The 18403-nt window shown below is 66.6% G+C and carries 17 protein-coding genes and 3 tRNA genes; 12 read left to right on the top strand and 8 right to left on the bottom strand.

Translation table 11 applies throughout. The features are described from left to right. Positions 1 to 52: 52 nt before the first annotated feature. The 4 genes from NNX37_RS06255 to pta form a co-directional block, all read right to left on the bottom strand. Positions 53 to 1240 carry a zinc-dependent alcohol dehydrogenase gene (locus tag NNX37_RS06255; protein WP_255791434.1) on the bottom strand — a complete coding sequence of 396 codons (1188 nt, stop codon included), beginning with the start codon at positions 1238 to 1240 and terminating at the stop codon, positions 53 to 55. A 133-nt stretch (positions 1241 to 1373) separates the two neighbouring features. Beyond that, entirely contained in the window at positions 1374 to 1868 is a 495-nt protein-coding gene (locus tag NNX37_RS06260) for a hypothetical protein (RefSeq protein WP_255791435.1), read from the bottom strand. Positions 1869 to 1989: 121 nt separating this feature from the next. Continuing rightward, positions 1990 to 3135, bottom strand: a complete 1146-nt coding sequence (locus NNX37_RS06265; RefSeq protein WP_255791436.1) for an acetate/propionate family kinase — start codon at positions 3133 to 3135, stop codon at positions 1990 to 1992. Then, complete coding sequence (gene pta, locus NNX37_RS06270) at positions 3136 to 5211, bottom strand: phosphate acetyltransferase (protein WP_255791438.1); 2076 nt, start codon at positions 5209 to 5211, stop codon at positions 3136 to 3138. Positions 5212 to 5460: 249 nt separating this feature from the next. On the opposite strand from pta, the gene NNX37_RS06275 reads away from it, so the two are divergent. The 6 genes from NNX37_RS06275 (at position 5461) to NNX37_RS06300 (ending at position 11884) form a co-directional block, all read left to right on the top strand. Beyond that, positions 5461 to 6975: an amino acid permease gene (locus tag NNX37_RS06275; protein ID WP_255791439.1), complete on the top strand. Its 1515-nt coding sequence runs from the start codon at positions 5461 to 5463 to the stop codon at positions 6973 to 6975. A gap of 85 nt (positions 6976 to 7060) precedes the next feature. Beyond that, positions 7061 to 7402: a thiamine-binding protein gene (locus NNX37_RS06280; RefSeq protein ID WP_255791440.1), complete on the top strand. Its 342-nt coding sequence runs from the start codon at positions 7061 to 7063 to the stop codon at positions 7400 to 7402. 33 nt (positions 7403 to 7435) lie between these two features. After that, positions 7436 to 8089: an O-methyltransferase gene (locus tag NNX37_RS06285; RefSeq protein WP_255791441.1), complete on the top strand. Its 654-nt coding sequence runs from the start codon at positions 7436 to 7438 to the stop codon at positions 8087 to 8089. Between the two features lie 46 nt (positions 8090 to 8135). Beyond that, on the top strand, positions 8136 to 8648 hold the full coding sequence (locus NNX37_RS06290) for a GNAT family N-acetyltransferase (protein ID WP_255791442.1): 513 nt from the start codon (positions 8136 to 8138) through the stop codon (positions 8646 to 8648). Then, entirely contained in the window at positions 8648 to 9541 is an 894-nt protein-coding gene (locus tag NNX37_RS06295) for a spermidine synthase (protein ID WP_255791443.1), read from the top strand. The genes NNX37_RS06290 and NNX37_RS06295 overlap by 1 nt, the downstream gene beginning before the upstream one ends. 129 nt (positions 9542 to 9670) lie before the next feature. Then, positions 9671 to 11884, top strand: a complete 2214-nt coding sequence (locus NNX37_RS06300; protein WP_255791444.1) for a catalase — start codon at positions 9671 to 9673, stop codon at positions 11882 to 11884. 109 nt (positions 11885 to 11993) lie between these two features. Here NNX37_RS06300 and NNX37_RS06305 read toward each other — a convergent pair whose 3' ends face one another. Beyond that, positions 11994 to 13424, bottom strand: a complete 1431-nt coding sequence (locus tag NNX37_RS06305; RefSeq protein ID WP_255791445.1) for an NCS2 family permease — start codon at positions 13422 to 13424, stop codon at positions 11994 to 11996. Positions 13425 to 13532: 108 nt separating this feature from the next. Between NNX37_RS06305 and NNX37_RS06310 the strand changes: the two genes are divergently transcribed. Beyond that, a complete protein-coding gene (locus NNX37_RS06310; RefSeq protein WP_255791446.1) occupies positions 13533 to 14165 on the top strand; it encodes a copper resistance CopC family protein in 633 nt (210 codons plus the stop codon). A 3-nt stretch (positions 14166 to 14168) separates the two neighbouring features. On the opposite strand, the gene NNX37_RS06315 is transcribed toward NNX37_RS06310, so the two are convergent. Continuing rightward, entirely contained in the window at positions 14169 to 14810 is a 642-nt protein-coding gene (locus tag NNX37_RS06315) for an FAD-binding protein (RefSeq protein ID WP_255791447.1), read from the bottom strand. A 172-nt stretch (positions 14811 to 14982) separates the two neighbouring features. On the opposite strand from NNX37_RS06315, the gene NNX37_RS06320 reads away from it, so the two are divergent. Next, positions 14983 to 15984 (top strand): universal stress protein, encoded by a 1002-nt coding sequence (locus tag NNX37_RS06320; RefSeq protein WP_255791448.1) that lies wholly within the window; start codon positions 14983 to 14985, stop codon positions 15982 to 15984. Positions 15985 to 15996: 12 nt separating this feature from the next. On the opposite strand, the gene NNX37_RS06325 is transcribed toward NNX37_RS06320, so the two are convergent. Both NNX37_RS06325 and NNX37_RS06330 read right to left on the bottom strand, forming a co-directional pair. After that, positions 15997 to 16926: a cation diffusion facilitator family transporter gene (locus NNX37_RS06325; RefSeq protein WP_255791449.1), complete on the bottom strand. Its 930-nt coding sequence runs from the start codon at positions 16924 to 16926 to the stop codon at positions 15997 to 15999. 9 nt (positions 16927 to 16935) lie between these two features. Beyond that, the gene (locus NNX37_RS06330) at positions 16936 to 17295 is read right to left on the bottom strand and encodes a metallopeptidase family protein (protein ID WP_255791539.1); all 360 of its coding nucleotides are present in this window, start codon (positions 17293 to 17295) and stop codon (positions 16936 to 16938) included. Between the two features lie 145 nt (positions 17296 to 17440). Here NNX37_RS06330 and NNX37_RS06335 point away from each other — a divergent pair. From NNX37_RS06335 to NNX37_RS06350, 4 genes are all read left to right on the top strand, one after another. Then, positions 17441 to 17513: transfer RNA gene (locus NNX37_RS06335), tRNA-Glu, on the top strand. Between the two features lie 59 nt (positions 17514 to 17572). Continuing rightward, a tRNA-Asp gene (locus NNX37_RS06340) sits at positions 17573 to 17646 on the top strand. Between the two features lie 56 nt (positions 17647 to 17702). Beyond that, positions 17703 to 17778 (top strand) — tRNA-Phe (locus NNX37_RS06345). A gap of 110 nt (positions 17779 to 17888) precedes the next feature. Then, the gene (locus NNX37_RS06350; protein WP_255791450.1) at positions 17889 to 18389 is read left to right on the top strand and encodes an Asp23/Gls24 family envelope stress response protein; all 501 of its coding nucleotides are present in this window, start codon (positions 17889 to 17891) and stop codon (positions 18387 to 18389) included. Positions 18390 to 18403: the final 14 nt, after the last annotated feature.

Genomic DNA, 18403 nt, shown 5'->3' on the forward strand with positions numbered 1-18403 from the left:
CAGGACCCGCACCTTGGGGCGGGTCCTGGCTTTTGGGCAGTTCCGGTATCAGTTAGTTCTGGATGCCGGGCTGGAACACGACCTTGATGCAGCCGTCTTCCTTCTTCTGGAACTTCCGGTACAGCTCCGGTGCGTCCTCAAGGCCGGCCTGGTGGGTCACCAGGTTGGTCACGCCCAGCGGATCGGCGGAATCCTCGACCAGCGGCATCAGGTCATCGGTCCAACGCTTGACGTTGCACTGGCCCATGCGCAGGTTCAGCTGCTTGTCGAACATGGCCATCAGGTTCATCGGGTCGGCCGTGCCGCCGTACACGCCGCTCAGGGACACGGTGCCGCCGCGGCGGACGGCGTCGAGTGCTCCGTGCAGGGCGGAAAGGCGGTCCGTGCCGGCGGTTTCCATGGCCTTCTGGGCCAGCTTGTCCGGGAGCAGGCCGACGACGGTCTGGGCGGCCTTGCCGGCGGGGGAGCCATGGGCTTCCATGCCGACGGCGTCCACGACCGAGTCCGGGCCGCGGCCGTCGGTCATTTCACGCAGCTCGTCCGCGACGTCCTTGTGCAGGTCCAGTACCTCGACGCCGTACTGCGCAGCGAGGGCCCGGCGCTCCGGAACCGGCTCCACGCCGATCACGCGGTAACCGAGGTGGGTGCCGATGCGGGCAGCGAACTGGCCCACCGGTCCCAGGCCGTAGACGGCGAGTGTGCCGCCGTCGGGCACGTTGGCGTACTGCACGCCCTGCCAGGCGGTGGGCAGGATGTCGGAGAGGAACAGGTAGCGGTGATCCGGGAGTTCGGAGCCAACCTTGATGGGGTTGTAGTCGGCCAGCGGAACCCGCAGGTACTCGGCCTGGCCGCCGGGAACCGAGCCGTACAGCTCGGAGAAGCCGAAGAGCGCGGCGCCGGAGCCCTTTTCGCGGACCTGGGTGACCTCGCACTGGGTCTGCAGGCCCTGGCGGCACATGTAGCAGCTGCCGCAGGCAATCTGGAAGGGAATGACCACGCGGTCACCCTTCTTCAGGCTGGTGACGGCCGAGCCGACCTCTTCGACGATGCCCATGGTCTCGTGGCCGAGGATGTCGCCTTCCTTCATGTACGGCATCAGGACGCCGTAAAGGTGAAGGTCCGAGCCGCAGACGGCCGTGGAGGTGACGCGGATGATGGCGTCGGTGGGTTCCTGGATGGTGGGATCAGGTACTTGCTCCACGCTTACGGAGTTTTTTCCCTGCCATGTAACTGCTTTCACGTGCGATCCTCCTGCTGGTTGCATTCTGAGTGCGTTGAAAGAACTACTACCCATAGTGTCAATTCATAAGCGTACTGACAAAACGGTGCTTTCTGGTGAATGCGCGTCAGGAATAGCGGAGAGGTGCGGGTGGTCAGGAGGTCCGGCCCGGAAGGACGGGCCACGGCGGTGCGCTGCCGCCGGCCGCGGGGGTGTCCCGGGGGCCGGTTTTCCGGAGCCGGGCAAGGACGCGGCTGTCCCGGCGCAGGATCATGTCCAGTGCGGTCCGGTTATCCAGTGCCGTTGTGCCGTCCTGTGTTTCCTTGCTGCCGGTCCGGCCGGAGCCGGCCGGATTCCCGGACAGGGAACCCGGCATCGGGGGGAGCTGGATGTGCACCCGCAGCGGCAGGCCCGCGGGTGCGGAGCGCTCGACGTCGTCCGCAACACCGGCGAGAACCTCCAGGGCGGTGGCCTCGATCCGGGCGGCACGCGAGAGGTTCACGCAGATGTCTGCGCCGAGGGTGGCGGTGTGATGGAGGATGTTCAGCAGGGCATCGCAGCTGGTGCCCGTGAGGGCTCCGCGGACTTCGATTGAGGCGGCTGCATTCCGCGTATCTACCTGGACCAGAACACGCAGCGGATTTTCCATGTCTTCTCCACGCTGACAGGTATTCCCCGGCCGCTGCTTGACCGGGTATGCAACCGTATCAACGCGGATGTCCTGCTGTCTGCCGTTCTTTCCTTTTCCGGCCGTCTGCGGGTGCAGCCGGTCAGAGGCTTGCCGCGGATTCCTTGTTTCCAGCGACGACGGCGGCCGTCGCCTCCGCGATGGCTTCCTCCTCGTCAGTGGGCACCACCAGCACCGGAATGCTGGAATCCGCCGAACTGATCCGGCGGGCCTGCTTGCCGGGTGCCAGGTTGGCATCCGTGTCCAGCCGGATGCCGAGCGGACCGAGCTGGTCCACCACCAGCTGGCGGAACTTCCACCCGTTCTCGCCGATGCCTGCTGTGAAGACCACTGCCTGCGCACCGCCTACGGCCACGTGGTAGGCGCCGATGTACTTGGCCAGCCGGTAGGCGGCAACGGTCAGAGCCAGCCGGGCCTGCTCATTGCCGTGGTCGGCTGCTTCCTCGATGCCGCGCATGTCCGACTCGCCGGCCAGGGCACGCAGCCCCGACTCCCGGTTGAGCAGGTCATCGAGGGCATCGGCGTCGTACCCCTGCCGGGCCAGGAAAATGAGGATGGACGGATCAACGTCTCCGCTGCGGGTGCCCATCACCAGCCCCTCAAGGGGCGTGAACCCCATGGACGTGTCGATGCTCCTGCCGCCGCTGATGGCCGCCACCGAGGCGCCGTTGCCCAGATGCGCGATCACGGCGTTGAACTCCCCGGGGTCGATGCCCAGGAAACGCGCCGCCGCGGGAGCGACGTAGGCGTAGCTGGTGCCGTGGAAACCGTAGCGGCGGATGCCGTGCCGCCGGTACAGGCTGTCCGGCAGGGCATAGCGCCAGGCATGTTCGGGCAGGGTGCGGTGGAAGGCGGTGTCGAAGACGGCCACCTGTGGGATTTTCGGCCATTTGTCGTGCACGGCACGGATACCCATGGCGCTGGCCGGGTTGTGCAGGGGAGCCAGCGGGCTGAGCCGTTCAATCGAGCGGACAATCTCGTTGTTGACCAGCACCGGCTCGCTGAAGCGCTCGCCGCCGTGCACCACCCGGTGCCCGACGGCGTCGATGGAGCGTCCCTGCAGCTCGTCCCGCAGCCGGCTGCTGAGTTCTTCCAGTGCCGCGGCGTGGTCGGGGACCACATCGCCGATCCGGTCGATGATCCCCTTCGCCAGCAGCTCCTGGGTGTCCGTCTCGCGGACCTGGTACTTCAGCGACGACGAACCGGAATTGATGACCAGAACCAGCATTTAATCCTCCTGAGCCTGCACCGCGGTGATGGCCACGGTGTTCACGATGTCTTCAACGGTGCAGCCGCGGCTGAGATCGTTGACAGGTTTGCGCAGGCCTTGCAGGATCGGGCCCACGGCCACTGCTCCGGCGGACTGCTGCACGGCCTTGTAGGTGTTGTTGCCGGTATTCAGGTCCGGGAAGATGAACACCGTGGCCTGCCCCGCTACGGAGGAGCCGGGCGCCTTGGAGGCGGCCACGGAGGCGTCGACGGCGGCGTCGTACTGGATGGGTCCTTCCACCGGAAGATCCGGGCGGGCACGGCGGACCAGATCGGTGGCCTTCCGCACGCGCTCCACGGAACCGCCCGTCCCCGAGGAGCCCGTGGAGTAGGACAGCATGGCGACCCGCGGCGTGACGCCGAACTGCTGCGCAGTGGCGGCGGAGGCCAGGGCAATGTCGGCGAGCTGCTCGGCGTCCGGGTCCGGGTTCACCGCGCAGTCGCCGTAGACCAGGACGCGGTCCTCCAGCAGCATCAGGAACACCGAGGAGACGATCTTGACGCCCTCCTTCGTCCGGATGAACTCCAGTGCGGGCCGGATGGTGTTCGCCGTGGTGTGGGCAGCCCCGGACACCATGCCGTCCATCCGGCCCAGCTTAACCATCATGGTGCCGAAGTATGCGCCGTGAAGCATACGTTCGTGGGCGTCCTCCAGGGACACGCCCTTGTGCTTACGCAGGGTGGCGTACTCGCGGGCGAACTCCTCCCGCAGCCCGCTGGTGGCCGGGTTGATGAGGTTGATGTTGGACAGGTCGATGCCTTCGCTGGCTGCCAGCTCACGGATCTGGCCCTCGGGTCCCAGTACCGTGAGGGCGCAGACATCGCGGCGGCTCAGGATCTCCGCCGCCTGCAGCACCCGCAGGTCCAGTCCTTCCGGAAGCACAATCCGCTGCCGGCTGGCGCGGGCCCGCACAATGAGCTCGTTGAGGAACCGCAGCGGAGTGGTGGTGGCCGGGCGGGGGAGGACCAGACGTTCCAGCAGTTCGGCCTCGTCGACGTGCCGGGACCAGGTGCCCAGGGCAGCTGCCACCTTCCGCCGGTTGCCGCTGGAAATCTCGCCGCGGACCCGGCTGACCCGGCGCGCGGTGGTATAGGTGTCCGTCCCGACTTCGAAGACGGGAAAGGGCGCCGACGCCAGCAGTCCCAGGATGGCCGGTTCCACGTCAATACCGCCGGTGAGGATCATGCCGCTGGCGACGGGAAAGTCGGAGGAGAAGGAGGACGCCAGGGTGGCAACCATAACGTCGGCGCGGTCGGCAGGGACGATCACCAGGGTTCCGTCCGAGAGCTGCGGGATGAAGTTTCCCACCGTCATGGCGGCCACCTTGACCTCGGCGACATCGCGTTCCAGGGAGGAACTGCCCGCAATCTGCCGGGCCTGCAGGGCATTCTGCACCTCGGCGATGGACGGCTGGGAAATTTCGCTCTGCTCGGGAATGACGTAGACGGGCCGCCCGCTGTGGCCGGGGCGGATGGCTGCGGTGACGGGCTCGACGTCGGCCGGTGCCGCACGGTTGACCATCACTGCCAGCAGGTCACACTTGGCGTCGGCGAGCTGGCGGCGGGCCACGTCCACCGCGTCAGCGGTTTCCGCCGCGCTGCTTTCCTGGGCGTTCACGACTGCCAGCACCATGGTGCCGAGGTCATTGGCCAGCCGGGCGTTGAGATCGAACTCCAGGGCGACGTCGTGCCCGGACAGATCGGTGCCTTCGACAATGACGACGTCGCAGTTCGCGGCGATCTCGCTGTAGACGGCCAGACACCGGGCATCAACCTCCCCGCGCTCCCCGGCGACCAGCAGTGCCCGCAGCTGTGCACGGGTCAGGCCTCCCCGGCATGTCGCAGGACCCAGATTGAAGCGGCGCTGCATCAGCTCCACCATGGGATCCTGTGCCGGATCCTCCCCCTCCACGATGGGCCGGAAGAAGCCCACACGGTCTGCGTGCCGGCCCAGCATGTCGGCCAGTCCAAGGCTGATCAGGGATTTGCCGGATCCGGGCGTCATGGCGCTTACATAGATTCCGCGGGCGGCCATAGCTGCTTGTCCGTTCGTAGCCGGGATGGAAAACCCGGGCTCCGCCACTAAAAGAGCCGCGAAGTGGCCCAGGTCATATTCATCTTCCCAAAAGGCTGCGGCACTTGCCAGCAGGGACGCCGCGGCCGGTCCGGCAGGCGGCGCTTCGTCGATTCTCCTGTCTCAGCATGTGAGACTAAAATAAGTGGGGCCAAGCGCCAAGCCTAAGATTGATCGGTTAGATTTCCCTCAGATAAGGCGAGGATCCACGTGAGTCTCTTCCGTACAAAACCCATCGAGAGTTCCCTTGCGGACGCCGACGAGCCCGGCCGCCGGCTAAAGCGCTCACTCACCACCTGGGACCTCATGATCATGGGCGTCGCGGTGGCCGTAGGCGCCGGTATCTTCTCGGTAGGCGCCCGGGCGGCGGGGCAGTTCTCCGGCCCGGCCGTAACCCTTTCGTTCGTGCTGGCGGCGATCACCTGCGCGCTCGCCATCATGTGTTACGCCGAGTTCGCCACGGCCATCCCGGTGGCAGGCTCCGCCTACGTGTTCACCTACGCCACGATGGGTGAGTTGGCGGCTTGGATTATCGGCTGGAACCTCATCCTGGAGCTGTTCACCGCAGCAGCGGTTATTGCGAAGTACTGGGGCATCTACCTCAGCGAAGTCTTTGCACTTATCGGCTGGGACGTGCCGGCAACGCTGGAACTTGGTGTGATTTCGCTGACCTGGGGGCCGTTCCTGATCGTTGCAGTCTTTACCTTCCTGCTGGTCATGGGTACAAAGCTTTCCGCCCAGGTGAGCAACGTTTTCACCATCATCAAGGTGGGCGTGGTGCTCTTCGTGATCGTCGCCGGATTCTTCTACGTCAAGGCGGAGAACTACACGCCGTTTATTCCGGATCCGGTCCCCACTGCCACTGATGGAAGCTCGGGGGTCCTGCAGCAGTCCCTGTTCTCCTTCCTGACCGGTGCCGCCCCTGCGCAGTACGGCCTGTTCGGTGTCTTTGCCGGCGCCGCCATCGTGTTCTTCGCCTTCATCGGATTCGACGTGGTGGCTACCTCTGCCGAAGAGGTCAAGGATCCGGGCAAGACGCTGCCGCGCGGCATCTTCGCCGGCCTGGCCGTGGTCACGCTGCTTTACATCGGCGTCTCCCTGGCCCTGACCGGCATGGTTCCGTACACCGCCCTGGCCGCAGCCGAAGATCCCAACCTCGCCACGGCCTTTGCCCTCGTGGGAAATACCGGAGCGGCATCGGTCATCGCCGTCGGATCCCTGATTGGCCTGACCACGGTGATCATGGTGCTGCTGATGGGCTTGGCCCGCGTGGTGCTGGCGATGTCCCGGGACGGCCTGCTGCCCCGATCGCTCTCACGGACCAGCGACAAGCACGCCACACCGGCCCGGCTGCAAATCCTCCTCGGTGTCCTGGTTGCCGTGGTGGCTGGGTTCACGAGGGTGGACGTGCTCGAGGAAATGATCAACATCGGCACTCTTTCCGCCTTCGTGGTGGTCAGCCTGGGCATTCTGGTGCTGCGGAAGAAGCGTCCGGACCTGCGCCCGGCCTTCCGGGTGCCCTTCGGCCCGGTGATCCCGGTCCTTTCCGCGGTGCTGTGCCTGTACCTGATGACCAACCTGGCCGTTGAAACCTGGATCTACTTCGCAGGCTGGCTCCTCATTGGTTTCCTGCTGTACTTCGCCTACGGCCAGCGGCATTCGCGCTTGAACGAGAAGTTCCATGACGTCGCCGCCGCCGGCGCAGGCCGGGACACGGCAGTCTAAGCGCCGCAATTCACCGACAAGGCCCGTGCACATTGCCCCGCAGCGTGCGCGGGCCTTTTCGTGCCCGCAGTGGCACACTGGGCAGATGCTTGCAGCCTTCTCTGTCGCCCCCTCCGGCACCGGGCCCGCCGGTGGACCGTCCGCCGAAGCCTCCGTGCATGACGCCGTGGCGGCCGCCGTTCGAATCGTCCGTGAATCCGGCCTGCCGAATTCCACCGATGCCATGTTCACCACCCTCGAGGGCGAGTGGGACGAGGTGATGGACGTGATCCGCCGGGCCACGGAGGCCGTCGGCCAGTACGGCAGCCGCGTTTCGCTGGTACTCAAGGCGGACATCCGGCCCGGGCACACCGGCGAGCTGACCGGCAAGGTGGAACGGCTGGAAAAGGCACTGGGCGACCTCGACGAGTACAGCGGGCACGCTTAGCAGCCGGACGCACCGGCGGAACGGGAGCCGAAGATGACGGCGCAGTGGGAACGGGTCGAAGAGTACCTGGGGAACCGGCTGGTGCAGCCGGATGACGACCTGAAAGCCATCGTGGCCGCGACCGTCGCCGCAGGCCTGCCGGCCATCGAAGTATCCGCGGCGCAGGGGAAGTTCCTGATGCTCCTTGCCCGCATCGCCGGTGCGCGGCGCATCCTGGAGATCGGCACCCTGGGCGGATTCAGTACGGCCTGGCTGGCCCGGGCCCTGCCCGACGACGGCGAGCTGGTGACCTGCGAATACGAGCCGCGCCATGCGGAGGTGGCCAGGGCCAACCTGGCTGCGGCCGGGCTCCTGGACCGCGTCAGCATCCGGGTGGGCGCGGCGCTGGACACCTTGCCGGACCTCATGGACGCGGAACCGTTCGACCTGTTTTTCATCGACGCGGATAAGGTCAACAACCCGGCCTACCTGGACTGGGCGGTGAAGCTCTCCCGGCCGGGGAGTGTGATTGTGGTGGACAACGTGGTCCGCGGCGGCAGCATCCTGGACCCGGACGGCGACGAGGCGGTGCAGGGCACCCGTGCCGCCGTGGATATCCTGGGCTCACATCCGCGCCTGGACGCCACGGCGCTCCAGACCGTGGGGGCCAAGGGATGGGACGGGTTCGCGCTCGCACTAGTGCTGTGACTGTCCGCTGTCCGGGCCGCAGCCGGCGCCGACTTAAGCTGGAGGTATGAGCTTTAGCATCCGGCGCGCTTCCCCCGGCGACGCCGAGGATTTTGTGTCCGTCCACCTGCAGTCCTGGCGGGAGAGTTACGCCCACGTGCTGGGCGAGGACGTGTTCCAGCGCCGGGAAGCGGACCGCAGCGCCGCCGTCGAACACCGGCGGGCCGCCCTGGCCGAACAGGCAGCGGACCCGGCCATCCGGAACTGGCTGGCCCACTCAGAGGACGGCCGGCTTCTTGGGTTCGCCTCCGCCGGCCCGGCACGGGACAGCGACGTGGACGTGGCGCTGGAACTTTGGTCCATCTACATCCTGGCCGAAGCGTATGGGAAGGGAGTTGGCCAGGCGCTCCTGGAGCATGCCGTGGAGACGGAACCCGCGTACGTCTGGGTGCTGGAGGACAACGCCCGCGCCCAGTCCTTCTACCGCCGCAACGGTTTCGTTGCCGACGGGACGTCCAAGGACCTGCCGCAGGTCTGGGCCGGCACCGGCATGGTCGAAATCCGGATGGTGAGGCACTGATGGGACGCAAGCGCCCCGGCAAGGACCCGGTGGAAGCGGTTGCCGGCACCGGCCCGGTGGCCGGCACCTATCCCATTGACACGGGAACCTGCGAACTGGTTCCGGACTCGTTCAACCCGGACGGCTGGATCCTGATGATCAACGGGGTGCACAGCTCGCATATCGATCTGGCCGACCCCCGCCATCTGGACTTTGAATACATGCGCTGGATCGCTGCCCTGGTGGAATCGCGCTGGCGTCCGGACGCGTCGCTGCGTGCCCTGCACCTGGGGGCCGCAGCGTGTTCGCTGGCCCGTTACCTCGCGGCCGTCTATCCCGGTGCCCGCCAGGTGGCCGTCGAACTGGACGGCCGGCTCGCCGAACTGGTCCGCGGCTGGTTTGACCTGCCCCGGGCACCCCTGCTGCGGCTGCGGGTGGGGGAGGCGCGTGCCGTCACCGAAACCCTGCACGAGGACAGCCGCGATCTGGTGATCCGTGACGTCTTCGCCGGCGCCAAGACACCCGTCCCCCTGACGACGGCGGAATTCACCGCCCACGTGATCCGCGTGCTGGCACCGGGCGGCATTTACGTGGTCAACTGCGGTGACACTCCGGACCTGCGCGGTGCGCGGGCCGAAGCGGCAACCATCTGTGCGGCGTTCGAGTACACCGCCGCGATCGCCGATCCCGCGATGCTCAAGGGCCGCCGTTACGGCAACATCATCCTGGCCGGCAGTGACACCCCGTTCGCGGAGGATCCGTCCCTGCCCCGCACCTTGCTGGGGGGAGCGGTGCCTGCACACCTGTGGGCGGATGAAAAAGTCCGGAGCTTCGCCGCCGGCTCCCGTCCCCTGCATGACGACCCTGTCCAGGAAGTGCCCGCGGAACAGGCGGTCCCTGCCCCCCGCGACTAGCGCGCCGGGGAATGCCTGCCCAAGTGGCCGTCCGGCAGCTTCGTTGACAGTCAGCATGCTTACTTCAGTAGGCTAGTGGGACGGCTGCCGCCTCCGGGCGGTGGCTGGACCAACCACGATGGAGGCTACATGTTCAGCAAGAGCACACCCGAAACCGACCCGCCCGTCCCCGGCGCCCCGGCGCCGCAGGCCCCGGAACTGGCCGAACCGACGCAGCCGCGCGAACCGCTGCCGCCCAAGCCGGACCAGGATGGACCGGAGACCGTTTCTGCCACAGGTGTGGCCACCGGGGCGCCGAAGGCCTCCACCGCGCAGAGCGGACAATTCCTCACAACTGCCCAGGGTGCGCGGTTGCGGGACACTGATCACTCCCTCAAGGCCGGTCCCCGCGGCCCGGTGCTGCTGCAGGACCACCACCTGCGGGAAAAGATCACCCACTTCGACCATGAGCGCATTCCCGAGCGTGTGGTCCACGCCCGCGGCGCTGCCGCGCACGGCGTGTTTACCGCCAACGGCACCGCTGAAGGTGTCACGCAGGCAGGCTTCCTCGCCAAGGGTGTGGAAACCCCCGTCTTTGTTCGGTTTTCCACCGTGCTTGGCTCCCGCGGCTCCGCGGACACCGTCCGGGACACCCGCGGTTTCAGCACCAAGTTCTACACGGCCGAGGGCAACTATGACCTGGTCGGCAACAACATTCCGGTGTTCTTTATCCAGGACGCCATCAAATTCCCCGACGTTATCCATGCGGGCAAGCCACACCCGGACCGGGAAATCCCGCAGGCCCAGAGCGCCCATGACACGTTCTGGGACTTCGTCTCGCTCCACACCGAAGCCCAGCATCACACCATGTGGAACATGTCGGACCGGGGCATCCCCCGCTCCTACCGCACCATGGAAGGCTTCGGAGTCCACACCTTCCGGCTGATCAACGCCGCCGGTCAAACCACGCTGGTGAAGTTCCACTGGAAGCCCCGCCAGGGCGTGCACTCCCTGGTCTGGGAAGAAGCGCAGATCATTAACGGCATGGATCCGGACTTCCACCGCCGCGACCTTGCCGACGCCATTGAGGCGGGCGCGTTCCCGCAGTGGGACCTGGGCATTCAGGTTTTCCCGGACACCGAGGACGAAATGTTCGAGGGCATCGACCTGCTGGATCCGACCAAGCTAGTCCCCGAGGAACTGGCGCCGGTGCAGATCATCGGCACCATGACCCTGAACGCCAACGTCACGAACTACTTCGCCGAAACCGAGCAGGTGGCCTTCCACCCCGGACACCTGGTGCCGGGCATCGACGTCACCAATGACCCGCTGCTGCAGGGCCGGCTGTTCTCCTACATCGATACGCAGCTGACCCGGCTGGGCGGCCCGAACTTCAGCCAGATTCCCATCAACCGCCCGCATGCACCCGTGAATGACATGCTCCGGGACGGGTTCCACCAGAGTGCGGACCATTCCGGTGTGGCTCCGTACCAGCCCAACTCCCTCGACGGCGGCTGCCCCTTTATGGCCGGAGCGGACATGGGTGCCTTCATCGACGTTCCCGTCGAGGTGCCCGCGGCCCGTAAAGTGCGCGAGAACCCGGCGACCTTTGATGACCACTACAGCCAGGCGCGGATGTTCTTCCGTTCCCTGACTCCGGTGGAGCAGGACCATGTGGTTCAGGCCTACACGTTTGAACTGGGCAAGTGCTACGAGGAGAACATCCGGCTGCGCCAGCTCCAGTCGCTTGCGAATATCGACAAGCGCCTTGCCGACGATGTGGCCGCCGGCCTGGGCCTTACGGCCCCGTCTCCCGACCTCGCCGTTGCCGACACCGCCCCCAGCCCTGCCCTCAGCCAGCTCGGCGGCTCCTGGCCGGTGGCAGGTCGGGTGGTCGGCGTTGTCGCCGATGAAGCATCCGACCTGGCCTCGGTTTCCGAGGTCCTGGCAGCACTCCATGCAGAGGGCATGGTCCCGCTGGTCATTGCCCCGCACGGCGGCAAGCTGGGCGGTGCGATCACTGTCCAGCGGACCTATCTGACGGCCCGGTCCACCGAATTCGACGCCGTGATCGTGGCCGCCTCGGGGGCCGCGGCACCGGATGCGGCGGACAGCCTGGATGCCAAGGCGGGCAACCCGGGCGGGCACCCCTCGCTTGACCCGAGGGTCACCCTGCTCCTGGCCGAAGCCTTCCGCCACGCCAAGGCCCTTGGGGCCTGGGGCGACGGCGGTTCCGTCCTTGCGGCGGCCGGCATCCCCGCGGAAACGCCCGGCGTTATTGTGGGCGGAGCCGCCGAGGTTGCGTCCGGCGTTACCGCGCTCCTGGCGAACCACCGGGTGTGGGAGCGTTTCCCAACTGCCTAGCTGACGCGGTTGCCGGTGCCGAAACCGGATAAAACAAGAAGGGATCCGCGGCCGCGGATCCCTTCTTGTTTAGCAGTCTTGTTGAGCAGTGCAGGGCGGAGCTCCCCGCCTAGATTCCCGCAATCTCCCTGATGGGACCGATGCCGAAGAACAGGGCGAATGCCGCTGCCACCGCGTACATCAGGGGATGGACCTCCCGGCCCCGGCCCTGGAAGACGCGGATGATGGTGAAGGAGATGAACCCGGCACCCAGACCGTCAGCAATCGAGTAGGTGAACGGCATCAGTGTGAAGGTGAGGAAGGACGGCAGCGCCAGCCCGATGTCGCTCCAGTCGATCTTGCCGACCTGGGAGACCATCAGGTAGCCCACGACCACCAGGGCAGGGGCCACGGCCTCGAACGGCACCAGGTAGATCAGCGGCGTCAGGAACATGGCCACAATGAACAGCAGGCCGGTCACCACGGAGGCGAGCCCGGTGCGCGCTCCCTCGCCGATGCCGGCGCCGGACTCCACGAAAATCTGGTTGGCGGAAACGCCGGCGCCGCCGCCGGCCACCGCACCCGCGGCATCCACCAGGAGGACGCGCTCCACACGGGGGATGTTGCCGTCCTTGTCGATGCTGCCGGCCTCGGTGGCCAGGCCCACCATGGTTCCCATCGCATCGAAGAAGATGCTGAGCAGGATCACGAAGACCAGCAGCGAGGCGGCAACTCCGCCCAGGGTCTGGAACGAGCCTAGGAGGCTGACATCGCCGATCAGGGAGAGGTCCGGAGCCGCCCATTGGGGCATACTCGGGGTCACCAGCGACCAGCCGGTAGCCACTCCGGCCCCCTGGCTGCCCGGATCGGCCAGCCATTCGACAATGACGGCGAAAACGGTAGAGGCGACAATGCCGATGAGGATCGCACCCCGGACCTTACGGGACATCAGCACAATGGTCAGCAGCAGGCCGAAGACAAACACCAGCGTGGGCCACCCCAGCAACTGGCCGCCGTTGCCCAGGCCCAGCGGCACAGTGGTGCCGGCCGCATCCGGGTTACGCCGTACAAACCCGGCATTGACCAGTCCCACCAGCGCCACGAACAAGCCGATGCCGACCACGATTGCGGTCTTCAGGCTGGGCGGCACGGCGCGGAAGACCGCTGTGCGGAATCCGGTGAGGACCAGGATCACCATCGCCAGGCCTGCGATCACCACCAGGCCCATCACATCCGGCCAGGTCAATCCGTCATTTGAGGCAACAGTGACGGCCACGAAGGCGTTGACTCCCAAACCGGTGGCGATCGCGAACGGGTGCTTGGCCCAGATGCCCATGATGAGGGTCAGAATGCCCGCCACCAGGGCGGTGCCCGCGGCGATTGCCGGGCCGGGCATGGTGTTGCCCATCGAATCCTCGCCGCCGAGAATCAGCGGGTTGAGGACCACGATGTAACTCATCGCGAAGAAAGTGGCCAGACCGCCGCGTATTTCAGCTGATACGGAGGAGCCACGCTTGGTGATCTCGAAGTAGCGGTCCAGCTTTGAACCTTGTTTGAGCATGATGCGTCCTCTGAACTGACCTGCGGGGGATGGTGAGGGAATCCTGCTCTTAGATCTTATCGCGGAGCCGGGTCAGCGCCCCGGACCGTGGGCGGTTAGGCTGAAACGGTGATAAATTTCGTCCGCAATAACCGCACGGCATCGGGTTTCGCTGCCGCGGCCGCCGCGTTCCTGCTGGCGCTGTGCGCCGGACTGCTGGTCTGGGCCCCGCCTGCTGCCGCGCATGATGAACTAACCGGCAGCAGCCCGGCCGACGGTGCCGTGTTGGAGGCACCCCCGGAGTCCGTTGAGTTGGTCTTCTCAAATAATCCGGCCGCCATCGGCTCCCGGGTGCAGGTCCTGGATGCTGCCGGAACCGACTGGGCCGACGGGGATGTGCGGATCCTGGATAACACCGCCACCCAGCCGCTGCGCTCTTCCATGCCGGCCGGAACGTACACGGTGAACTGGAGGGTGGTGTCCTCCGACGCCCACCCGATCGGGGATGGGGAGTCGTTCACGTTCACCGTCAGGGGCGGGACCTCCGCCGGAACCTCCGCTCCGGCCACTGCCGTCCCGTCCGCGGGAGCCTCAGCCCCGTCCACTGCTGCACCGCTGCCCGACGCAACCCAAAGTCCGGTGCTGAACCGGTCCGACGACCCCGGGTCCCCGTGGCCGGTGATCGTTCCGGCCGCCGTGGTGCTGGCCGCCGTGGCAGTACTGATTGCCCTGAGCGTCCGCCGGCGGCTGCGCGAGGACTGACGCTTACGTCCGTAGGAGGCACTGCGGGGCGGGAAGTCCGGCGTCTGCAATAGCTTCACCGGCAGCCTTGGCCTGCCTGACCAGTCCCCGGAGGGACGGCAGCAGGTTTTCACCAACGCCCACAAGGTAGACGCCCGCGCTCCGCAGGGTGGCCGCCGCTTCGGGCCCTGAGCCCACCCCCACGGCGCGGGCCAGCCTGCGCAGATCCGATCTGGAACAGCTGGTGAGCACCACATAGTCGGCCAGCAGCAGTTCCCTGCCTGTGCGTACGGCCCATTTGCCGGAGCCCGCCACCGGCGAGGGCAGCAGGCCCGCGGAAACCGCGAGGGTCATCTCCTGCGCGGCGGAATCCTCCCGGATGTCCAGCCGGTGGCTGGCAACGTAGGCGTGCAGCACGCGCAGCAGCTCCGCCCGCTCCGGGAGTACCTCCGGCTCCGCCGCTGCCTCCCTTATGGTGGCTGCTGCCGGGGCCGGACCTTGGACCACTATCGAGTCCACCCCCTGCCGGCAGAGCTCGGTGGCCACCGCCAAACCGCTGAGCCCGCAGCCAATGACGATGGCGCAGGTCAACTCCGTCGCCGTTTCCCCGTGTGTGGTTTCCGCATGCCCGGAGGCACCGGTGCGGGCGTCCCTACGAGAATCCACGCAGGTGTTCCTTCCGACGGTTTTGGACACCTCCCCACAGGCTTCGGTTCTGGGGCGGAACCATATAGGCACTTGGGCTGGGACGGTAGCGTAGCCGGGCACCCGGCGGGGTACGCTACTGCCAAGGACAGCCGGAAGGTGAAGCGCCGGTTGGGGACCGGAAGGAACGGACATGACTGATTCGACCTGGGGTGCAGGCAGCGCGGACGGGCCTGCGGGCATCGTCGTGGGCGTGGACGGATCGGACCAGAGCATCTGCGCCCTGTTCTGGGCCGCCCGGGAGGCGCAGCGGCGGCGCTGCCCCCTTCACGTTGTGACGGCGTACACGGTACCCATATTCGCTGCCTCCTCAATGGATGCCGGGTACACCACTGTGGATGACGCAATCATCCGGGACGGCGCCCGGCAGGTGCTGGATGAGGCAGTGGAGCGGATCAGCCATTACGGGCTCGAAGTGGTTCCCCGCGTGGAGAGCGGAGATGCGGCAGCCGTCCTGCTGGAGCTCTCTGAAGATGCCGACCTCATGGTGGTGGGATCGCGCGGCCGCGGCGGATTTGTCGGGCGCCTGCTGGGGTCCGTTTCCAGCGCCCTGCCGGCACACGCCAAGTGCCCCACGGTCGTGGTGCCGCTGCGGACCGCCGGCCGGCTGCCCGACTCGGGCGTGCGGCCACCGGCGAACTCTCCGGACCCGGACGCGGTGCACCGCGCCGTCGTCGTTGGCGTGGACGGTTCGGAACAGGGCCGGGCCGCGTCGCTGGTTGCGGCCGAACAGGCGCAGAGCATGAACCTTCCGCTGCGCATCCTCTGTGCATTGCCGCCGTTCACCGGCTCACTCGCCTGGGTGCCCGCACCGCTGGATATCGAGGCGCTGCATTCGGAGCTGCAGGAACAGCTCGACGCCGGCCGCGACTGGCTGCAGAGCCACTTCCCGGGACTGGAAATGACCGTGGAACTGGTGGACGGCAGCCCGGGGGAGATCCTGATCCAACGCACCGCGAAGGTCGAGCTGCTGGTGATGGGCACCCGCGGCCGGGGCGGCTTCGCCGGCATGCTGATGGGATCCACCAGCCAGAGCGTGCTGCACCACGCCAAGGGCCCGCTGATGGTGGTGCCGGACCACGACGATCCCCGGCTGCTGGACCGGCCGAACTTCGGCCCGATGATTGCTGAATAGCCCGCCGGGCACTTAGGCGTGCTGCTGGCCCTCATGGACGGCGTGGCTGGCCGGCTCCAGCTGGAAGGTGCAGTGTTCGGTGTCGAAGTGGCTGCTGAGGCACCGGGTCAGTCGGTCCAGCACCCGGTCCAGGCCGTCCGGGGTGAGGTGCTCTTCCTCCACCACCACGTGGGCGGAGAACACCGGCACCCCTGAGGTGATGGTCCAGATGTGGATGTCGTGTGCGTCTGACACTCCGTCCACGGAGACAATGTGGTCACGGATCATGCCCACGTCCACACCCTGCGGGGTGGCTTCAAGCAGCACGTCGATGACCTCCCGCAGCAGCGACCATGCCCGCGGGGCGATCATCAGGGCAATCAGGAACGAGGCCCAGGTATCCGCCTGCTGGTATCCGGTGGTCATGATGACGACGGCGGAAACCACCACTGCAGCCGAGCCCAGCAGGTCGCCCAGCACCTCCAGGTAGGCGCCGCGGACATTCAGGGACTCTTTCCGGCCTGCGTGGAGCACCAGCAGGGAGATCAGGTTCGCGAGGCCGCCCACAATGGCGAACGGCAGCATCAGCGATGTGTCGACGTCGGGTTCGCTGCCCAGCCTGCCGACGGCCTCGACGAAGATCACCACGGCAATAACAATCAGCAGCACGGCGTTGGCCAGGGCGGCCAGTACTTCGGCGCGCTGGTAGCCGTAGGTCCGCCGCGACGTCGCCGGGCGGGCGGCAATCCAGGCCGCGACCAGGGCAATCGAGACTCCGGCTGCGTCCGAGAGCATGTGGCCGGCGTCGGCCAGCAGGGCCAGCGACCCTGAGAGCAGGGCACCGGCAACCTGGATGATGACCACCGAAAGGGTGATGAGGAAAACGATGAGCAGCCGCCGCCGGTGCTTCCCGGTGGCGGTGACTGTGCCCAGCCCGTGGCTGTGGCCGTGATTCCCACTCATGCTTAAAGGCTAGCCCCAGCCCAGTTCGTGCAGCCGTTCGTCGTTGATGCCGAAGTGATGGGCCACCTCATGGATGACGGTGATACGGACCTCGTCCACCACTTCCTCCCGGCTGGAGCACATCCGCAGCAGCGGTCCGCGGAACACCACAATCCGGTCCGGCAGTGAACCGGCGTCCCACCAGGAATCCCGTTCGGTCAGCGGGGTGCCCTCGTAGACCCCCAGCAGCTCGGTGTCCGGATCTTCGTGCGGACCCGGCACATACTCATCCTCGATGAAGACCGCCACGTTGTTCATGGCACGGGACAGATCCGCCGGAATGGAGTCGAGGGCTGCTTCCACGCAGGCGTCGAACTCGTCCGGACTCATCTCAATTGGCACCCCTCCACTGTAGTGGCGCAGCCCTCACCGAAGGCGTTTTGGATATTCCGGAAATAAGCCCTATAGTTTTAGAGTCCACAACGGAGCGAAACGACTGGTTCACCAGCCGCTTCAATCCATGTGTGTTCTGTTGGCCCCCATCGTCTAGCGGCCTAGGACACCGCCCTTTCACGGCGGCGGCACGGGTTCGAATCCCGTTGGGGGTACTCAGGAGTGGTAAATGAGCCGGTGAGAATCTGGTAGAGTTTACACTCGTGAAATGCAAGGCCCTGTAGCGCAGCTGGTTAGCGCGCCGCCCTGTCACGGCGGAGGTCGCGGGTTCAAGTCCCGTCAGGGTCGCTCAGATTTTCTGAAGCGATTTGGAAGATCTCGGTGATCATCGGTTGATGATGCCAGGCTCTGTAGCTCAGTTGGTAGAGCGTTCGACTGAAAATCGAAAGGTCACCGGATCGACGCCGGTCGGAGCCACCAGCTAAAACCCCGTAGCTGTCTCGCAGGAGACAGGACGGGGTTTTTCTTTTTGCCCGGACAGCCTTAACGGGAGGCTCCGCAACATGCCGCCCCCGGGATACGCTGAACCCATGGATGAGCTCCGGAACACATCAGCGGCAACCGCAGCCGCCACTACCGCTCCAGTTACCCCCGCCCCCGCATCTCCGCCGCATGCCGGAGCCGGGTCCGGCGTCCCGGCGACCGTCGGCGGCCGCACGTCCATCAGCGAGCAGGCCGTGGCGAAGGTCGCCGCGATTGCCGTCCGGGCAGTTCCCGGTGTCTTCAACCTGGGCAACACCCCCGGACGGGCCCTTGGCGCGGTGCGCGACGCCGTCGGCGGAACAACCAACGCCACCTCCGGCGTGCACGTGGAAGTCGGTGAACGCGAGGTAGCCGTCGATGTCAGCCTTGTAGCCGTCTACGGCAATGCCCTGACCGTGGTTGCGAACAATGTCCGCGCCGCCGTTTACGGTGCGGTGGAGGAATTGGTTGGCCTCAGCGTCGTCGAGGTCAACGTGGAGATCACCGATGTACACCTTCCCGCGGAACCGGCCGGTGCCGCACCGGTCGGCGGCGCCAAAGCGGTATAGGCTTCGAGACACGT

The sequence above is a fragment of the Arthrobacter zhaoxinii genome, assembly GCF_024385505.1.
Classification (GTDB): Bacteria; Actinomycetota; Actinomycetes; order Actinomycetales; family Micrococcaceae; genus Arthrobacter_B; species Arthrobacter_B zhaoxinii.